At 45.2% G+C, this 18,719-nt stretch carries 17 protein-coding genes; 11 read left to right on the top strand and 6 right to left on the bottom strand.

Annotated features, from left to right (window positions below):
• Positions 1 to 52 precede the first annotated feature (52 nt).
• Together QMY49_RS03765 and QMY49_RS03770 are read left to right on the top strand one after the other, a co-directional pair.
• Positions 53 to 1,027: a DUF1852 domain-containing protein gene (locus QMY49_RS03765; protein ID WP_005444946.1), complete on the top strand. Its 975-nt coding sequence runs from the start codon at positions 53 to 55 to the stop codon at positions 1,025 to 1,027.
• 28 nt (positions 1,028 to 1,055) lie between these two features.
• The gene (locus QMY49_RS03770) at positions 1,056 to 2,084 is read left to right on the top strand and encodes a methionine synthase (protein ID WP_005444948.1); all 1,029 of its coding nucleotides are present in this window, start codon (positions 1,056 to 1,058) and stop codon (positions 2,082 to 2,084) included.
• Between the two features lie 86 nt (positions 2,085 to 2,170).
• Here the strand turns inward: QMY49_RS03770 and QMY49_RS03775 are convergent, their stop codons facing one another.
• On the bottom strand, positions 2,171 to 3,064 hold the full coding sequence (locus tag QMY49_RS03775) for a DMT family transporter (RefSeq protein ID WP_045489511.1): 894 nt from the start codon (positions 3,062 to 3,064) through the stop codon (positions 2,171 to 2,173).
• A 177-nt stretch (positions 3,065 to 3,241) separates the two neighbouring features.
• Here QMY49_RS03775 and QMY49_RS03780 point away from each other — a divergent pair, with 177 nt between their 5' ends.
• Both QMY49_RS03780 and QMY49_RS03785 read left to right on the top strand, forming a co-directional pair.
• Complete coding sequence (locus QMY49_RS03780; RefSeq protein WP_005444950.1) at positions 3,242 to 3,433, top strand: hypothetical protein; 192 nt, start codon at positions 3,242 to 3,244, stop codon at positions 3,431 to 3,433.
• Positions 3,434 to 3,474: 41 nt separating this feature from the next.
• Positions 3,475 to 3,948, top strand: a complete 474-nt coding sequence (locus tag QMY49_RS03785) for a MarR family winged helix-turn-helix transcriptional regulator (RefSeq protein ID WP_050936843.1) — start codon at positions 3,475 to 3,477, stop codon at positions 3,946 to 3,948.
• Positions 3,949 to 4,043: 95 nt separating this feature from the next.
• Here the strand turns inward: QMY49_RS03785 and QMY49_RS03790 are convergent, their stop codons facing one another.
• Positions 4,044 to 5,063, bottom strand: a complete 1,020-nt coding sequence (locus QMY49_RS03790; RefSeq protein WP_005444960.1) for a DUF2955 domain-containing protein — start codon at positions 5,061 to 5,063, stop codon at positions 4,044 to 4,046.
• A gap of 9 nt (positions 5,064 to 5,072) precedes the next feature.
• A complete protein-coding gene (locus QMY49_RS03795) occupies positions 5,073 to 6,137 on the bottom strand; it encodes an HlyD family secretion protein (RefSeq protein WP_172580819.1) in 1,065 nt (354 codons plus the stop codon).
• Positions 6,138 to 6,251: 114 nt separating this feature from the next.
• Here QMY49_RS03795 and QMY49_RS03800 point away from each other — a divergent pair, with 114 nt between their 5' ends.
• Positions 6,252 to 7,112, top strand: a complete 861-nt coding sequence (locus tag QMY49_RS03800) for a LysR family transcriptional regulator (RefSeq protein ID WP_283312844.1) — start codon at positions 6,252 to 6,254, stop codon at positions 7,110 to 7,112.
• A gap of 477 nt (positions 7,113 to 7,589) precedes the next feature.
• On the top strand, positions 7,590 to 8,132 hold the full coding sequence (locus QMY49_RS03805) for an isochorismatase family protein (RefSeq protein WP_005444966.1): 543 nt from the start codon (positions 7,590 to 7,592) through the stop codon (positions 8,130 to 8,132).
• A gap of 11 nt (positions 8,133 to 8,143) precedes the next feature.
• On the opposite strand, the gene QMY49_RS03810 is transcribed toward QMY49_RS03805, so the two are convergent.
• The gene (locus QMY49_RS03810; protein WP_283312846.1) at positions 8,144 to 9,040 is read right to left on the bottom strand and encodes a 1-aminocyclopropane-1-carboxylate deaminase/D-cysteine desulfhydrase; all 897 of its coding nucleotides are present in this window, start codon (positions 9,038 to 9,040) and stop codon (positions 8,144 to 8,146) included.
• 233 nt (positions 9,041 to 9,273) lie between these two features.
• Between QMY49_RS03810 and QMY49_RS03815 the strand changes: the two genes are divergently transcribed.
• A complete protein-coding gene (locus QMY49_RS03815) occupies positions 9,274 to 10,527 on the top strand; it encodes a leucine-rich repeat-containing protein kinase family protein (RefSeq protein WP_283312849.1) in 1,254 nt (417 codons plus the stop codon).
• 99 nt (positions 10,528 to 10,626) lie between these two features.
• Here the strand turns inward: QMY49_RS03815 and QMY49_RS03820 are convergent, their stop codons facing one another.
• On the bottom strand, positions 10,627 to 11,913 hold the full coding sequence (locus QMY49_RS03820) for a sensor histidine kinase (protein WP_283312852.1): 1,287 nt from the start codon (positions 11,911 to 11,913) through the stop codon (positions 10,627 to 10,629).
• On the bottom strand, positions 11,910 to 12,587 hold the full coding sequence (locus QMY49_RS03825) for a response regulator transcription factor (protein ID WP_005444974.1): 678 nt from the start codon (positions 12,585 to 12,587) through the stop codon (positions 11,910 to 11,912). The genes QMY49_RS03820 and QMY49_RS03825 overlap by 4 nt, the downstream gene beginning before the upstream one ends.
• A gap of 152 nt (positions 12,588 to 12,739) precedes the next feature.
• Between QMY49_RS03825 and QMY49_RS03830 the strand changes: the two genes are divergently transcribed.
• From QMY49_RS03830 to QMY49_RS03845, 4 genes are all read left to right on the top strand, one after another.
• A complete protein-coding gene (locus QMY49_RS03830; RefSeq protein ID WP_155487629.1) occupies positions 12,740 to 13,780 on the top strand; it encodes a glycosyltransferase family 2 protein in 1,041 nt (346 codons plus the stop codon).
• Positions 13,781 to 13,782: 2 nt separating this feature from the next.
• Positions 13,783 to 15,252, top strand: a complete 1,470-nt coding sequence (locus tag QMY49_RS03835; RefSeq protein WP_005444982.1) for an ArnT family glycosyltransferase — start codon at positions 13,783 to 13,785, stop codon at positions 15,250 to 15,252.
• A gap of 237 nt (positions 15,253 to 15,489) precedes the next feature.
• Positions 15,490 to 15,882 (top strand): GtrA family protein, encoded by a 393-nt coding sequence (locus QMY49_RS03840; protein WP_017817886.1) that lies wholly within the window; start codon positions 15,490 to 15,492, stop codon positions 15,880 to 15,882.
• Between the two features lie 382 nt (positions 15,883 to 16,264).
• Positions 16,265 to 18,361 (top strand): methyl-accepting chemotaxis protein, encoded by a 2,097-nt coding sequence (locus QMY49_RS03845; RefSeq protein ID WP_283312859.1) that lies wholly within the window; start codon positions 16,265 to 16,267, stop codon positions 18,359 to 18,361.
• The last annotated feature ends 358 nt before the right edge of the window (positions 18,362 to 18,719 follow it).

The following is an 18,719-nucleotide window of genomic DNA, read 5'->3' on the forward strand; positions in this document are numbered from 1 at the left end:
AGAGCGAGTAATCAGTCAGCGTTTATCTAAGGAAATAGGATACCAAGTCACCATGAATAACGATTTCACCTTTGCTATCAAAAGCATTCGTTTTGATGAGAACTACCAACCGTCAGACAGCACCCGTATCACCACTAACTTTGCAAACTTGGCTCGTGGGAGCAGTCGTCAAGACAACCTACGTAATGCACTACGAATGATCGACAACCGCTTTAATGCATTGGCACATTGGGATAACCCGACTGGCGATCGCTATTGTGTGGAATTAGAAATCATCTCGGTTGATATGGATATCCAAGGCAGTGGTGAAGCATTCCCTTCCATCGAAGTGCTTAAAACCAACATTGTTGACCGCAAAACCAACGAACGTATCGAGGGGATTGTGGGCAACAACTTCTCTTCTTATGTGCGTGACTATGACTTTAGTGTTTTACTGTTGGACCACAATAAAGACCAGCCGAAATTCAGTATCCCAGCAGGTTTTGGTGAACTGCATGGCAAGCTGTTTAAAGCCTTTGTGAAATCAGAATCGTACCAACAACATTTCCAGAAGCCGCCAGTGATTTGCTTGAGTGTATCGGACAATAAAGTGTACCGCCGCACGGAAAACCAGCATCCGGTTCTAGGTTTTGAATACCAGCCAAATGAATCATCACTAACCGAGCAGTACTTCAAAAAGATGGGCTTGCAAGTGCGCTACTTTATGCCGCCAAACAGTGTCGCGCCGTTGGCGTTCTACTTCTTCGGCGACCTTTTGAATGACTATTCGAACCTAGAGCTGATCAGTACCATCAGTACCATGGAGACGTTCCAAAAGATTTATCGACCAGAGATTTACAATGCGAACGCGGTAGCAGGGCAGTGTTACCAGCCAAACTTGAAGAACCTCGATCACTCGTTGACCCAAATCGTTTATGACCGCGAAGAGCGCAGCCAGCTTGCAATTGAACAAGGGAAATTTGCTGAGGAGCATTTCATTAAACCTTATCAATCAATCCTTGAGCAATGGTCTGCCGCTTACGCGTAATCAATTTAGAATTTGAAAGGGAATGACGATGAAAACACTATTACCGACTTCAACAGCAGGCAGCTTACCTAAGCCATCTTGGCTTGCAGAGCCTGAAACACTTTGGTCACCATGGAAACTGCAAGGCGAGGAACTCATTGATGGTAAACGCGATGCGCTGCGTGTCTCTTTACAAGAGCAAGAATTGGCAGGCGTCGATATTGTTAGTGACGGAGAGCAAACTCGCCAACACTTTGTGACGACATTTATTGAACACCTTAGTGGCGTAGACTTTGAGAACCGAAAAACTGTGACCATCCGTAACCGCTATGATGCGAGCGTGCCGACGGTTGTTGGTCCCGTAAGCCGAACCAAACCCGTGTTTGTGGAAGATGCGAAGTTCTTGCGCCAGCAAACCAAACAACCGATCAAATGGGCGCTGCCGGGACCGATGACGATGATCGATACGCTTTACGACGCTCACTATGGAAGCCGTGAAAAATTGGCATGGGAGTTTGCCAAGATCCTTAATCAAGAAGCAAAAGAGCTTGAGGCGGCAGGTGTCGACATTATCCAATTTGATGAGCCGGCATTTAACGTCTTTTTTGATGACGTGAATGACTGGGGTATTGCTTGCTTAGAGCGCGCTATCGAAGGACTAAAATGCGAAACGGCAGTGCATATTTGTTATGGCTACGGCATCAAAGCTAACACGGATTGGAAGAAAACTTTAGGCACTGAATGGCGACAGTACGAAGAAGTGTTCCCAAAACTGCAAAAATCAAACATCGATATTATCTCGCTTGAGTGTCACAACTCGCGCGTGCCTATCGAACTACTTGAACTGATCCGTGGCAAGAAAGTGATGGTTGGTGCAATTGATGTGGCAACCAACGAGATTGAAACGCCAGAAGAAGTAGCAAATACACTACGAGAAGCACTTAAGTATGTCGATGCCGATAAACTCTATCCTTGTACTAACTGTGGCATGGCACCTTTACCTCGTGAAGTTTCAACTGCAAAGCTGAATGCACTGAGTTTAGGGGCGCAAATCATCCGTAACGAGATTGCTGACTAATTTTTGTATCGATAGTTAAGGATACAGAGAAAACCAAGACTGAGTGCTTGGTTTTTTCTTTACGCACAATGTTAACGACACCAGGGTTAATAATTGATTACTTCCTGCTCAGTAGGGAGCTTCTTCCTGTATTCAAAGAACTGGGCGATCAAGTTGCAGACGACCATTAATGTCATCACACCAATCTGTACGTGAGTCAGGGAATCTCCCATGAGCGTGACGCCTAAGATCATCGCCAGAATCGGGTTAAAGGTGCCAAAGAAGCTGAGCTCATTAGTGGTAATTAAAGGGATGGTATAGACATAAGCTCCGTAGGCCACTGAGGTTAACCCGATGACAATCCAACCCATCGCCAGCCATTGTTCTAAGTTCTCTGGCAATAAAGGAACCGTGATGATTCCCCCCGAAAAAACGTCCCAATAGGCGAGAGGCAATAAAATGATGCCGCCAAAGATGAGCTTCCATGTCAGTAACTTCCACCAATGGATTTTCTTCATCACGTGTTTAGCAACAACACTTCCTGCAATCAATGCACTCATGGCACCAACCAAGAGTAATACCGCTGATAGGCTGATGGGTGCGCGGCTGGTTAAGAATAGATAAGCGGAACACGCCAATAGCACCATTGCCGACATCAATTGGATCATGGAGGGTTTGATTTGATGCGCGATCCCCATGATTGCCAAGCTCACAACAGGCAAAGCGATCATGCCTACTCCAACCAAAGTACTAGGCAGTCGCAGTGCTGCAGCGAATAACAAACCAAAAAACAACGCAATATTAAGGAAGCCAATTAAAAGTAGAGCAGGGAGCTCTGATAACTTGGGCATAGTTGGCTTTAAAATCAATAGGATGAAGCCAGCAGGTAGGGCTCGCCATACTGCTAGTGCAAAAGGTGACCAACCCACAAACTCTGATGAAACGACGGCGTAAGTCGTTCCCCAAAGTAAGGGCGCTAAGATTGCCAAGATGATTTTCATGCGTTGCCTCGATCCAGTTTTAAGTAAATTATGTTTAAGTAAACATAATTTACTTAAACATAAAATGAGGTTAAAGTCACCTTAATTGATCTTTTCTCTGATCTGCTGAATCTAAAATCAGATCATGCGGACGTCAGGCAAGAGAAAGGAGTAAAAGCATGAGTGAAATAAGAGGTGATGAAGGTGTTGGATTTGGTAAAAGCAGTAATTAAAACCCTAATAGGCTTTTTCGTAGATGTTTTCGCAATTTCAGTAATGGTACTATTTACGTTCGGTCTTATTCTTGAAGTTCTCTACTTCGATGCAAAGCTTGTTTTTAAAAAGCAGCATCGCCGTGTATGGCACAGTGGTGATAAGCAACAAGAGTAGAATGGTATAGAGCGTTATTACACGGATTCATTATTTTGAGCATGACGAGCAAGCAAGTTGCAGAACAGTGGCTATCGATAAACCAAGAGTTGGACGGAAATATTATTGAACTTGTGACATTGTTTGTTCGGTTTGGTACTTCACTTTCTGACGCCAGAAGCCACTTTTGCAAGAAGCATGGATTAAACCCGTCGGAGTTTGATGTTTTAGCGACATTATACCGTTCAGGCAAGCCTTATGAGCTGACGGCAAAAGCACTCAAAGAGCAGACATTATTGCCATCTTCAGGCGCACTATCAAACCGATTGGAGCGCTTAGAAGCAAAAGAGCTTGTCGTCCGAAAACATGATTTAGTTGATAAGCGCTCAGTTAAAATATCGTTGTCAAAACAAGGGCTAGCGCTGGTTGCCGCAATGGGGCCCGAGTTTTTTGGTGAAATGGCAACGTTATTTGCAGCACTTCCCAATGAACAGCGACAATCGCTGTTGAGTTTGATGAGCTCACTTCAGGCATAAGCGCGTAACATTAGTTAAGCATTACGGGATATAAAGCTCGAATGCCGCTCACAGTAAAATGAGCGGCATACTTCGTTTTCCGCCTCAGACAAGGCTTAATTCAATTCCACGTTCTTCACCTCAGGATGCTTCAATAACATCACGCGAATCCAGTGGTGTACTACCCACATCACCATGGCGGTCAGCAGCACTGCTACGAATATCGAACTAAAACGGTACAAGATGGAGAAGAATGCGTCTTTCTGTTCAGGCACTAAGGAAGTGGTGAGTGGTACAGATAACGCTGACATTGCCGAGAAGGCGATAGCTGCTTTGACCTGACCTTTAGTCAGCCACAAGCAGAAAGGTCCCATTGCAATAGTAAACGCCAGCCAAAACAACAGACCGTAGCCAAACCAACTGCCCAAGATTAACTGCACCGCCATACCCGCGATACAACCTAGCGCTGTACCGATGATACGGATTTTCGCCATGGCCATTGAGCCTGCCAGTGTCATTGGCGTTAGGATGATGAGGATTGAAGCCTGCGCCGAAAGCGAGTCGTACAAATCACCTATTTGGAACACCAAAAATGCTGCCATCGCTACTACCCAACCCATAGCAACTTGGCTGATGTAGTCGATATCGCTTTTTACTGGCGTGGTCATTTCTGTTTGCAAGATCTTCGACTCTGGCTCTGGGAATAACCAATAAGCGAGAGCACAAACGAAGATGTTACTGAAAGAGATCACCCAAAGATTGACGTTGAACTCTTCAATATCCATGAAATCGTAGCTAGCAAAGTTCAGAACAATCGAGCCAACCAATAACCCCATGTAGCCAAATAAATACGTCTTTGGGTTCATCATTGCAACGCACTTAAACAACATCATAATGCCCACCGCAGCAAACATTAGTAAGGGATGAAACTGAAGGTATTCAAGAATAAAGGTCGCTTGTACTGTGGTCCAAATTGCGGAGAAGAAGACCATCAAAACTAAGGGTAAGCTGAAGTGGTCCATGCGTCCAAGAACGAACAATGGCAGCATGATGGCAAAAAAGCCGTAAGACCAACCAAAGATCATGCTCAATGCCAATCCCATTGAGCAGCCAAACCAAATACGTAGTGTCTTCATCACTGCCACCTAATAGATAAAGTGGAACCAGCTTGCGAGGTGGATCTGTGCTTGTGCCATCAGTTTCCAGAATGGACTGTTGTCTGGGTAAAGCACAATGGTGGCACGTGAACCGACGAATAACGATGAAGGAAGCGCCTCTTGGCTGGTCAAATTAACGCGAGTGCGCTGCGCATCACGTACCCAACGATTGTTTACTTCTACTTTGGTCAGTGCACCGTTCGGCGTTTGTTGTGCCGCAGCAACACCATAATCACGGCTGGATAAATCGAAATCGTATACTGAGCCTGGATTGGCATCGAACGCCACCATTGCGTGATAGTTTTTATCAACTCCTGCGACGGATTTTTCTCGAAAATCTGCTGCAACCCACATAGAACCAGTTGGGACAAATGTCAGCATTGGCATATTGGTGTTTGCCATGGTACCCACTTCTAACTGTAGGTTCGTTACAACGCCGTCGCTTGGTGCCATGACTGCCGTATTGGCAAGATCGAGCTGGGCTTTTTCAATGCCATTTTGGGCAATACGTACCGCAGTGCTTTGCCCTTTTTTATCCCCCAGTTGCGCTTCAATCACTTTCAGGTTTTGTTGCTCGGCTTTAAGTGCCGCGCGAGAGACTTGGTTTTGCGCGTAAGCGTTGTCTAGCGTGGACTGTGAAATCACCTTTTGTTTAGATAGCTTTTGTAATCGTGTGTACTCACGATGAGCGTTGTTATAAGTCGCTTCGGCGCGCGCAATGTTTGCTTGCGCAGCTTCACGTTGAGAGTAAAGGGTCGCTTCTTTTTCATATGCCGATTGTAGAGATAGTTCAGCTTGCTCTAGAGCAATCTTGTATTTTCTATCGTCAATCTTGAATAGGACATCACCTTGGTGGACTGACTGGTTATTTTCAATCAGTACGTCGGTGACTTTTCCTGAGACTTCAGGTGCAACTTGCACCACATAGCCCTGCACTCGACCTTCGGTGGTGATGGGAGCGTGGCGGTCGGCAATAATAATGTAGAAAAATAGTACAATGAACAGGACAATAAGTGTTCGCATCCAGTGTTTGAATTTATGATCCGCTGTCATAACTGATACCTGAATTTATGGGGCTAACAAGCAAATAAGACAAAGGATTATAGAGAAGTTGGTCACAGTTCAGTAGAATGGCAATAAGTGCATGAGCGACCTAAAAGTAGGACAATGAACGTAAGCTTTGATGATCTTCACTTGTTTAGCCAAACCGTGGTGCACGGTGGCATTAGCGCGGCAGCGCAGGCAAATCAATTGCAGCGCTCAAAAGTAAGCCGTCGCTTGCAGGAATTAGAGAAAGCCTTAGGCTGCCCATTATTGATCCGTACAACACGAACGATAGAGTTAACCGAACATGGTAAGCGTTTGTTTGAATTGGTTGGGCAACCGATAGAACATATTCAGCAAGGCTTGAATGTCATGCATGAATATCAACAAGAGTTGACGGGGAAAGTGCGTGTCGCGATTCCATCCGCCTTGATGAGCTCGGCAGCATTTAACTGGATTATAAACGAGTACACCACGCGTTATCCTGAGATGTCGGTTGAGATTGAAAACCATCAAGAGAGTGTGGATCTCAAGCGCCAAGCGTTCGATCTACAACTCCTACCGAGTGTGGCCAAAGTGTCTGATGACAGTTACGTTCAATTCAGCTTGTTGCCATATCGTAGCCACTTCGTTGCATCTCAAGCTTACCTTGACGCGCATCCACAACTGCAAAGTATGGAAGATTTAAAGCATCACCGTTTGCTAACAAATCGCTACAACGCCGATTTGTTAGACCCTGAACTTCATGTCGCTGTGAGGTCGGACGATTTAAATTTGCTACGTCTAATGGCGATTGCTGGTAATGGCATCGCCTTTATTCCACAGGTGCATTCAAAGCCAGCGCTGGAGGACGGTAAGCTGGTCGAGGTTTTGCCGGAATTTACCCACCCTAAGCAGCATTTGACACTGATTTATCCTTCTAATTTGTTCTTACCCAATAAGGTAAAGGCATTGATTGATTTGTTTAGAGAAAAATTCAAATAGCGTGAGCAGACAGTCACTTTGTCACTTTGCTTGACGGCGGAGATACTGATTCTTGATTTAGAATTACTAGGGTCTGTTGACCTTTTGCGGTTAAATTTTGTTCGAGATAAAAGCGTTTTAATCGCGGCGAGAGGTTTGTAGCCTAGTTATTCTAAGCAAAATCCTCTCAACAAAGAGTAAAACGCTTTTAGCCGAACCCTTCGGGCAGCGTTTGTGGCTCCTTTCTACTGCGTTATCGGCTTATCAGGTAGGGCAACTACATTTCAAAGCCTCTGCCTTGTATAAAGAACCCACAAACTGCTGCAAAAATCAGCTCAAAAGGTCAACAGACCCTAGATCTTTAAATCGCCGCCGCGTCTACAAACCAAGTCATTCTCGCTGAACCTAGCATTTCGAGGTTACTTGGGTATACATTGATTATGTTCGAAAGCTTGGAGCAACAAAGAAAGGTGCTTCAAGCCCGCAAAGGAGATAAGAATGCTATCGAAAAATACAACTGGTCTTATTGTTGTCGATGTACAAGGTAAACTCGCAACCTTGATGCACGAAAGTGAAGCCTTGATTGAAAGCACCACCAAATTAGTCAAAGGCGCGAAAGCTCTGAATTTACCGATTGTTTGGCTTGAGCAAAATCCGGAACGTTTGGGACCAACAGTAGAACCGATCCGAGAGGTGTTGGATAAGGCGCACTTGCCGATCGCAAAGTACACTTTTGATGGTGTGAAAGAACCAACATTCAAACTTGCAGTAGAAAACGCCAATATTGATACGTGGTTAGTTTGTGGTATCGAAGCGCATATTTGCGTATATCAAACGGCGGTATCGCTGCGTCAAATGGGCTTCAAAGTGGAGCTAGTGACCGATTGTGTCTCTTCGCGAACAGCGGCAAACAAAGCACTGGCACTAGCAAAATTAACCGCAAACGGAGTCGGCCTGACGAGCGTAGAGATGTGCTTGTATGAAATGGTAGAAGATTGCAGAGCGCCAGAGTTCAAATCTATCCTAGCGCTTATTAAGTAACGCTACTTCGTTTATTCAAATTCTCGTTGATACCTTGGCAACATCGATTCGTTGCCAAGTAACCCACCTTGGTGGATATAAATCAACGTTTTATCTTCATTCTCTGCCAACCACGGCTTTAGGCATTGCCACATGTAAGGGTCATACAGTAGATCGAATTCTAGGTTGGTTTGATCGTAGAGCGCATTCCACGTCGCGTAATCGCTTTGATATAAACGACCGAAATGATGTTTATCGCGTACTGAGAGAATAGTGGGGTGATTTTCGGTTTCTAGCGTGTTGAATTGCTCAGTGAGGTAGTGCGCATCACCCACACAAGCACAGGTCACGACCTCGATTCCATGAGGTTTTAAGTGTTTACTTAAGTACAGTGCGGTGGTTCCGGTTCCCGATGGTAACGCCACTACAAACTGTTTTCTGCCTTCAAGGCGTGTCCAATCAAGCAGCTCTCTCGCTAGTTGTTTTACCCCAGCTTCGGCAATCTTCGCTTTACCACCTTCCGGGACGACCAAGGTCGTATCGTCCAAGCCTCGTACTTGCTCGATGTATTCGGTTGGATGCAGTGTTGAACCAAGGTCTTGCATCGCGGTGATGCTCATACCTAAATCAAGCGCACCTCGATAGTTGCCGATAGGGGAGTCTTTAAGCCAAGACGGAATATGTTGAACATAGAACTCGAAGTTCCAGCCTTTGATTTGCGCCAGAGCGGCAAGAGAGTACATCGCATTGGATTGAGCTGAGCCGTAGCTGATGAGCGTTTTGGTATCGCTGTTCTGTGTTTCCATCAACGCCATAAATTTACGTGCTTTGTTCCCAGAAAAGTGAGAATGCAGCATGTCATCACGCTTAAGAAAAAACGTGTGACCATTAAAGTTATGTTGAGTTATCGGGCTTTCAGAGAGTTTCATGCTACTGCTGACGTGTCCAACCACGCGACCTTGCCGTTAAAAAGGGCGCGTAGTGTAACGCCATTAAACCCAGATAAAAAGTCTGGGTTTCAGAGCATCAGATTCGGTTATTCCTGATGCTCTATCATAAGCACAATGGGTTTCTTTAATAAGACGATATTCCATGGCTCGCCTTTCTGCCTCAAGCCACGTAAACTACGCCGCTTATTTCTACTCAATCAGAAGGCTTGGTTTTGCAGACTCTAGAACAATTAAAAACAGGACAATTAGTAGGAATTAAACAACTAAAGTTGGCGGAAGGGCTGACAGAGTTTCCTATGGAAATTTTAGAGCTTGCAGACACGCTTGAAGTATTAGATTTATCTGGCAATGCACTGTCTGAATTACCACAAGAATTAGAAAAGCTTACCAAGCTAAAAATCATTTTTGCTTCGAACAACCTGTTCACGCACTTACCAGAGGTGTTGGGAAAGCTTCCAAGCCTAGAGATGGTTGGGTTTAAAACCAACAAAATTAAAGAGGTAAGTGAAGCGTCACTACCAACTCAGTTACGCTGGCTGATCCTGACAGACAATGAGATTGAAGTTCTTCCAAACAGTCTGGGTGAAAGGTCGCGCCTAAGAAAGCTTGCTCTGGCGGGCAATCGCATCAAACAACTGCCAAACAGCATGGAAAACTTGGTCAACTTGGAATTGATTCGTTTATCTGCGAACCAGTTAGAGTACTTCCCGGATGTATTGATGAAGCTGCCTAAATTGGCGTGGTTGGCTTTCGCAGGTAACCCATTCTGCAAGCATCCATCTTCGCTAGACAGTGTGCCTAAAGTGACCACAAGCAGTTACTCGCTTAACCATGTTCTTGGTCAAGGTGCGAGTGGTGTGATTTCTCACGCGAACTGGACTGACGCTCAATATGACTTCCCGAGTGAAGTGGCGGTGAAAGTGTTTAAGGGTGAGGTCACCAGTGATGGTTTCCCTCATGATGAACTTGAAGCATGTTTACAAGCTGGTCATCATGACAACTTGGTCAAATCTATCGCGCAAGTGGATGACGGTACTGAGCTTGCTCTAGTGATGGAGCTGATACCAAACAGCTACTACAACTTGGGTTTGCCACCAACTCTTGAAACTTGTACTAGAGACACCTTCCCAGAAGGGTTCAAGTTGACGATGACTCAAATTGAACTGATTGTAGAGCAGATGGTAGATGTGTTTAATCATCTGCATGACAACAAGGTGTGTCATGGTGATCTATACGCTCACAACACATTGGTTAACGCGCAAGGGCAGATGATTTTTGGTGACTTTGGCGCGGCGAGCATTTACGGATATTTATCGGACGAGCAGCAAGCAGCCATCAGAGCAATCGAGGCGAGGGCATTGGCGTGTTTTATCGAAGATTTACTTTCTGTTGGTGACGCGTCTGAGGTGGACTCTGAGATGCATCAGCGATTGAGTACGCTAGCGGCATCGCTATACAACGCCTAACTCTACAACGCTTGGAGTCGAAAGGCATCGACGCACAGGAGTTGTCATCAGACGATAGTGCAAAGTCGGTGCCTTGGTCTGAGGGTGGAATGCACTTGGCTAGGTTTGATGTTCCAATGCAAGATTTATAACGGCTTCGCACCCACCGTCTGGGTGAGTTCCGATGTCAAATTGCCAGCCGTAGCGGTGACACAGGTCATCCACAATCATTAAACCCAACCCATGCCCTTCTGAATGAGGGATACTGGAAAAACCTTCCCCTTCATCACGAACCCAAATGGTATCTTCGTTCATGCCAATATGGATCGCCCCGTATGGCGTCGCCGCAATGCCATTTCGGATCAAGTTACCAAGAATGATGGTCAAGACCGCATTGGTAGCGCGCGTTTTGGGGTTGCCGTTTATCTGCACATCAAAACTGAGTGCTTTCTCATCCGCTTGCGCCTGACTTTGCGCAATAATTTGAGTGAGCTCTTCTTCGCTAATGCTTCGTACGGGTGAGTCATCTGTATTGCGTTCATACCGCACTAAGCCGAGTAGGGCGTCCACCATCGTCGACATTTGTTGCGTTGCATCTTGAATACGATGAACCTGTCGCGTTTGAAAATCCGTACTGGCGCTTCTAGCCAATAAACTGCTTGAGCCTTTCATTACCGTCAATGGTGTGCGTAGTTCATGGCTTGCGTAACGTGCAAAAGCTTGCTCCCGCTTGATGACTTGATTGATCTTACGGCGATATTCATTAAGCTCATCCGCTAAGGTTTGAAACTCTTTTGCCGAACTCTCTGGCACACTAAAGGTTTGGGTTGGATCACCTTGGTGTTGGTCAAGTTGCGTTTTTAGGGCGTTAACAGGCTCGATCAAGCGTTGTGATAACCGCAGTAACAAGCTACCAAACAAGAACACCAAGACTGCGACGATAGACAGCACCATAGCAACCACCATGATGAACTCTTCGGTGGTAATTTCGATTTCATCAATCAGGGATACGAGGATTACTGGATGCTCTACACCTTTACTGGTGTAGGTGCTCATATAAATCATTCTTGAACTTGGCTCATCCCCGACTTCATCCAAAAAATGTTTTTTACCTATTAAATACTTCTGAAATGGGGCAGGTACTAAGGCAATGTCGTTGTAGGCGGTGGTCAATAGGTCTAATTGTATAACGCCTGCATTTGGATGAGATTGAAAGTGTTCGATCGCCTCTTTTTTATCGATCATGATCCGGCGCTCGCCGACGCGATCTTCTGACCATAAAAGAGCACCAGTGATGAGTGTAAAGCAGAAAATACCGATAACGACAGAAACGAAAGAAAAAAACAGAGCGAGCCGCCCTGTCATACTTTGTGTGCTTTGCGTACTGGCAAGTAAGCGGTTGATCATGCACCTGTCTCCAAGCGGAAGCCAACTTTTGGAACCGTAATGAGCACATGTCGTTCGAACGGCTTATCAACTTGGTTTCGCAGTTGGTAGATATGGCTGCGCAGTACGTCGTTGTTCGGCTCGTTCTCTTGCCATAGACGAAATGCAATGTCTTCGCGAGTGACGACATCTGGTGCGTTCTTCACCAACATTTCCAAAATCGTATAAGTGGTCGGATTGAGGGCGAGAAGCTTATCTTGGCGATACGCTTTACGGGTTTTCTGATCGATTGAGACTTCACCATAGGTTAACTTGCAAGACGCGACCGTACCACGATAACGGCGAATCAAAGCGGTCATGCGTGCTTCCAATATGTCTAGATCGAAAGGTTTTGTCAGATAGTCATCCGCACCGTGGTTGAAACCTTTTAACATGTCGTCTCGACTGTCGAGTGCGGTGAGCATCAATACAGGCGTATTGTTGCCTGCTTCGCGTAATTTATTGCACACAGTTAAGCCATCCATGCGAGGTAACATTAGATCAAGCAGAATAATATCGAAGGTATTTTCCATCGCTAATTTCAGACCAAGCTCGCCATTGTCAGCGTAATCGAGTTCCATACCCGCACACTCAAAATAGTCGAACAGCATGCCTGCAATTTCTCGATTGTCTTCGACCAAAAGTACGCGTTTCATGTATTTCTCTCCAATTTGGCAGGTTTTGGAAATTAGGGACTTTTCTTAACAGAACATTATGCACTAAGGGTGTGAAAAAGATGTCAACAACATCTCTTTCACATGGTGACTTGTAGACTGCATCCATTCATTGGATTTAGTGGAAGAGTAGCATGTCAACCTTCAACATTCACGCCGCAACCTTTTCAAAGGTGAGCCAACACGCTGGACCTAAAACAGTCTTGTCTGTTGTGGTGCCATTCTTTAACGAGCAAGAAGTCTTGCCAGAATTCCATCGCCGTCTCACAGCAGTATTGGATGACATACCTGAGCGATGTGAAATCGTGTATGTCGATGACGGTAGCAAAGACGACAGTTTAATGATTGCTCAAAACTTTTCTCAATCTTCTAGCGACGTTCGCTGTCTAGCACTTAGCCGTAACTTTGGTAAGGAATCGGCGATGAGTGCCGGTCTTGAGCATTGTCATGGCGAAGCTGTGATCGTGATTGATGCCGACCTACAAGATCCACCAGAGCTTATTCCAAAGATGCTATCTAAGTGGCGTGAAGGTTACGACGTGGTCAACATGCAGCGCAGCGAACGCCATGGCGAGACATGGTTTAAGCGCTTTTCAGCGGCGTGCTTTTACAAAGTCTTAAACAGTATGGCGAAGCTTGATGTTCCGGAAAATGTTGGAGACTTTCGCTTATTAAGCGCCAACGTTGTCAAACACATCAATGCTCTGCCAGAGCGTAATCGCTATATGAAGGGCATTTTTTCTTGGCCTGGATTTAAGCAAGTTACGGTGCCGTTTGAACGTGATGCTCGCTTTTGCGGTGAAACCAAATGGAATTACCTCAAGCTGATCGGACTCGCGATGGACGGTATTACTTCCTTTTCTATCCGTCCTTTACGCCTAGCAACGCTTGCAGGTGCGTTAGTTGCGTTCAGTGCATTTATCTACGGCGCATTCATTGTGATGAAAACGGTCGTATTTGGAGAGCCAGTTTCCGGCTATCCATCCATGATGGTGGTTCAACTCGCACTTGGTGGTGTCCAATTGCTCTCTATCGGGTTGCTTGGTGAATACATCGGGCGCATTTTCATCGAAACCAAGCAACGACCTCTTTACCTTATCCAGTCTGTTTTCGAGCGACCAGCAAAACATCAAACCATCCAAGCTATGAAGTTTAAATTTGGAGAATCTGCGTAGTCATGAGTATTAATAAAACCCACCTATGGCTGTTGTTGGCGTTCGCGTTGTTACTTCGCCTTATTTCTTTGGCTACGTATCCACTTATGGACACGACAGAAGCTCGCTATGGCGAAATGGCGCGTTTGATGGTGGAGACAGGTAATTGGCTCACCCCACAATTTGATTACGGCGTGCCATTTTGGGGTAAGCCACCTCTGTTTACTTGGATGAGTGCGTATGGCATTGAGTTATTTGGGCTAAATGAGTTTGCGGTGCGCGCACCTCATTGGTTAGCGGGTGTCGCGACTATTATTTTTGTTGCAGCCATGGCGCACCGTGCTGGTTTTAGTGCGCTTGTCGCATCGTTAGTGTTGGCAACATGTGGCATTTTCTCGATTGCAGCGGGCGCGGTGATGACGGATATGGCGCTCACGTTAGCTATGACAATGGCTATGTTTGGCTTTTATTATTGTTGGCTCGGAAAAGACAAACACAGCCAACTTTGGGGCTATCTGGGGTTCTTCGGTCTGGCGTGTGGGTTACTCGCAAAAGGTCCGGTTGCGATTGTTATCATGGGGATTGCTGTCTTTCCTTGGCTGGTTATTCAGCATGGCTTTTTTGGTGCTTTTAAAGCCTTGTGGCAGCGTTTTCCATTGATTTCAGGCTTAGCGTTGATGTTGGCGATCGCACTGCCTTGGTACATCATGGCGGAGATGGCGACGCCGGGGTTCATTGATTATTTCATTGTTGGTGAGCACTTTAAACGCTTTGTCGTAAGTGGATGGGAAGGGGACCTATATGGTTCTGCTCATGACCAACCACGTGGCATGATTTGGCTATTCTGGCTGCAATCGGCTGCGCCATGGTCGCTCGTGTTGCCTGTTCTGGTGTGGAAGCGCCGACACACAATCAAATCAATAGAAACGGATCATCAAGGCTTGTTCAGTTTCTTAATGTGTTGGCTGATCTCGCCAATGGTTTTGTTCACTATGGCAGGGAACATTTTGCCGGCCTACGTGCTACCAGGTGTTCCTGCATTGGGTATCCTGATTGCAATGTTAGTGGATAAATATGACTTTAAGTGGCTTACTGGCACGGCAGCAGTGTTACCTGTGCTGCTCATGATCGCAATGTTGGTCTTAAACATGGGCAAAGCAGACAGCCGAAGTGATCGTATTCTATTTGCAGAGATCACCGACAATGCACCTGTTTTTTACATTGGGAAACGTCCGTTCTCTGGTCAATTTTATAGCCAAGGACAAGCGAAAAAACTGGAAGATGTAACAGAGCTCAATCAACTAAATAAGTTCTACCTCATTGGTAAAGAACGACAAGTTGACAAGTTGATCCATGATAACGCCTTGAGCTGTACTAATGAGTTTACTGCTAAGTCAAAGCGCACGCTCTATACCTGCGTTATATACCCAAATAACCTCGAGATGCTAGGTTCAGCGAGAACGACTTGGTTTGTAGACGCGGCGGCGATTTAAAGGTCTAGTGGGTCGAAATCAAGAATCGGCAACAAAGTATACAAGCCAAGACCCTTATATTTGCAAAGAGCGCCCTTTGGGAGCGTGTCTTTGACTCGCTTTTTTAGTCAAACAAATGGTCGCGTCAAACAACTTGGGAAGAGCTGGCTATTACACAGCGTTGTTTTCCTTGCTCTCGAATCAATGACAACGCTCTGAATTCTGCATCTTGAAGTCACTTGGGTATAGGGTAACGTGATGAGTAGATTATTGACATTTGCTATGGTGGGTGGTGTCGGCTTCATCGTCGATACCCTCATTTTTATGGTTTTATTTCAATGGGCTGGGGTCGAATTAATGATAGCTCGAGGGCTGGCATTTTGCGTTGCTGCGACCACAACATGGTTGGGCAATCGATGTTTGACGTTTTCGCAATCAACAAAGGATAGAGCATTTAACCAATGGCAAAAGTTTATGCTTAGCGCAAGCATCAGCGCATTACCAAACTTTGCCGTTTTCAAAGTCACCACACTCTTATTGGGTACACAAGGGACAACAGTTTACATTGCTTTAGTGATGGGAATTTTGGCGGGTATGGTGAGCAATTACTTGCTGAGTATGCACTGGGTGTTCCAACAATCGAGCAAATAATGGCTTGGTTATCCAGATAATAATTGCAGTGAAAACAAAAAGATGAGGAAAATTAAATGTGATCTAAATCACGAAATGATTAATCGACTCGTAAGCATACCTCTACTTTAATATTTGATTACTTTCATATAAAAGCCATCTTTTTTGTAAGGTTTAAGTTCCGTAAATACAAAGAGTTATACTATCAACTTAATCACTTTATTTATTGTGCAGCTCATTACCTTTAAATATAAAATCCCCTCGCCAGTTAATTCTGTTAATAAAATTGATCTTTCTGTTCTTTTTCTGTTCATATCTTGGCGCCTCCTGTTCACTTCTGTTGTTTAAAATCCACGATATTTCAAAAACTAACGCCAACTTATTTTTAGTTACAGAGGTTTCTATGTTTAACAGTATACGAACGCGAATTGCGGTCAGCGCTGGTGGAGCGATGGCTTTCACTTTGCTTATTGCCATGGGAATGACCACAAACGCATTTACCGATGTAAACAAACAAGTGAACGAGAAGGTCAAAACGCAGTTAACAGATGCGACCAACACCGACTTGCAAAATACCGCAATTCAGCAAGGTTTGAATGTAGCCAACCAACTCGATCCTGTGTTGGCAAACCTTAAACAAGTACGTTCGATTATTGAGCTAAGTGCAGAGACAGATGCGAGCGCAGATCTTATTGTTAAACAGTTTACTGCCGCATTAGAAGCACAAAACAAAGCCGTATTTGCTGGTTATATGGTTTGGCAAGACAAAACATGGTCACAGCAAACGACTTTTAGTCCTGAAATCGGCTTTAACAGCCAAGGCTACCTCGCACCTTTCTTCTCTCCAAACGATAAGAATAGCTTTGACGCTGTCGCAATGGAGAGCTTTAGTAATACGGAGTTAAACAACAACGGTGAGCGTAAAGACGATTGGCACTTAATGCCTTACGAAACAGGCAAAACTTTCGTAATGGAGCCGTACTTTTATCCAGTTCGTGGTAAACAAGAGTTGATCACTACCATCAGTCAGCCAATTAAGCAGGATGGTAAAATCATTGGCTCACTCGGTTTTGATCTCTCGCTACACGAGCTGCAAAGTCAGAGTGAGTTGTTTGCACGAGAGCTGTTTGAAGGACAAGGAAAAATCCTTATCACATCATGGAAAGGCATTACATTGGCAAACAGTCGTGATGCAGAAATGGTAGGCAAGAAGGTGTCTTCTGAGCTTGCAGCACAGTGGGCAAACATTCAGTCGATCGCGAAAGAAAAAGGCGCTGGTCTCGTTACTTTTGGTGGTGACGAATATGCGATTACGTCAATTGAAACGAGTGATGCTCCGTGGGTAGTCATGGTGTCAGTTCCCAGCAACTATCTTACAAAAAGCGTCGACACCTACCAACAATGGAGTGATGAGCAGAATACAAAAGCGCTTGAAAAAGGTGTGTGGGCGGGGATCATCGCTGCTCTTTTAGGTATTGCTGCTATGGCGTTTATTGCCAGCTCTTTAGGTAAAGTGCTCAATAACTTAGTTGAGCGCTTTAAAGATGCGGCACAAGGCGAAGGCGATCTGACCTACCGCATTGAAGTGAAAGGCAAAGATGAAACAGCGCAGCTTGCCCACTGGTTCAATACTTTCTTATCCCGTATGCAAGAAATGTTGTTGACGGTAATGAGCACGGCAGATCAGGTAGATAAGAACGCCACAGAAGGTCAGACGCGAGCAGCGGCATCTCGTGATCAACTCAACGCGCAGGTGAATGAAGTGAATTCACTGGCAACTGCAATCAATGAGATGAGTGCAACCGCGCAAGAAGTTGCAAACTCTGCGGTTCAAGCGGCTGCCGCAGCAAGCCAAGTGCAAAGCAACAGCCTAAATGGCATGACACGCATGGACAATGCGGCGAGTGCGGTCGATAACTTAGCGATGCAAGTCAACGATGCACAGCAGCAAACGCAAAACTTGGTCGATTCTAGTACCGCGATTCAGGGTATTTTGAGTGAGATTGGTGGCATTGCTGAACAAACCAACCTGTTGGCACTGAATGCAGCGATTGAGGCGGCACGTGCAGGTGAAGCGGGTCGAGGTTTTGCAGTAGTAGCGGATGAAGTTCGAAATCTAGCAAATCGTACTCAAGGTTCAACAGAAGAAATCCGCGCTATGTTGGCTCGCTTAGAACAAGAGACACAATCTATTGTCGTGTTGATGGAGCAAAGTCAGAAACAAGCCATTGATACCAAGGGCGAGACTCAAGCAGCGCATTTGGCTCTGTCTGAAATCAACCAAGCGATTGAAGTCATCAATGACATGAACAATCAGATTGCTTCTGCAGCTGAAGAGCAAAGCTCCGTTTCAGAAGAGATCAACCGCAATGTTGTGATCATCAACGATACGGCGGTAGAGGTGATGGACACCATGACATCATCGGTTGAAATCAGTAACGAGTTGACGGTCAAAGCTGGCGATCTTCACGGAGAGCTCAGTAAATTCAAGCTTTCCTAGTTTGTTTTTACTACCCTATAGTTTTATCGAACCGAGCGCATCGAGCGCTCGGTTTTTTTATGTCCTAAATAACCTGTCCAATTTTTTCTTCTGTATCTGCGTCTTTTTAAATTCAGATTCGTCTTATAGGTATGGAATGGAAACAAGTCGATTGTACGCCCACATATCTCAAGGTGACTTAGATATACAAATTGGGTATGTGAGATGAAATTTTATTCATCTTGTGTCGTGGTTTGAGCGTTTTGATTGAAGTTGATTTTATAAATCAACTTGCATGTAGAATGAGAATTTACCGTGTGTGGTTTTTACTGAATCTTAGAACTTGTTCTAGATCATTAAAGTATTCAAAAATGCAATC

It is taken from the genome of Vibrio harveyi, assembly GCF_030060435.1.
Lineage (GTDB): Bacteria > Pseudomonadota > Gammaproteobacteria > Enterobacterales > Vibrionaceae > Vibrio > Vibrio harveyi.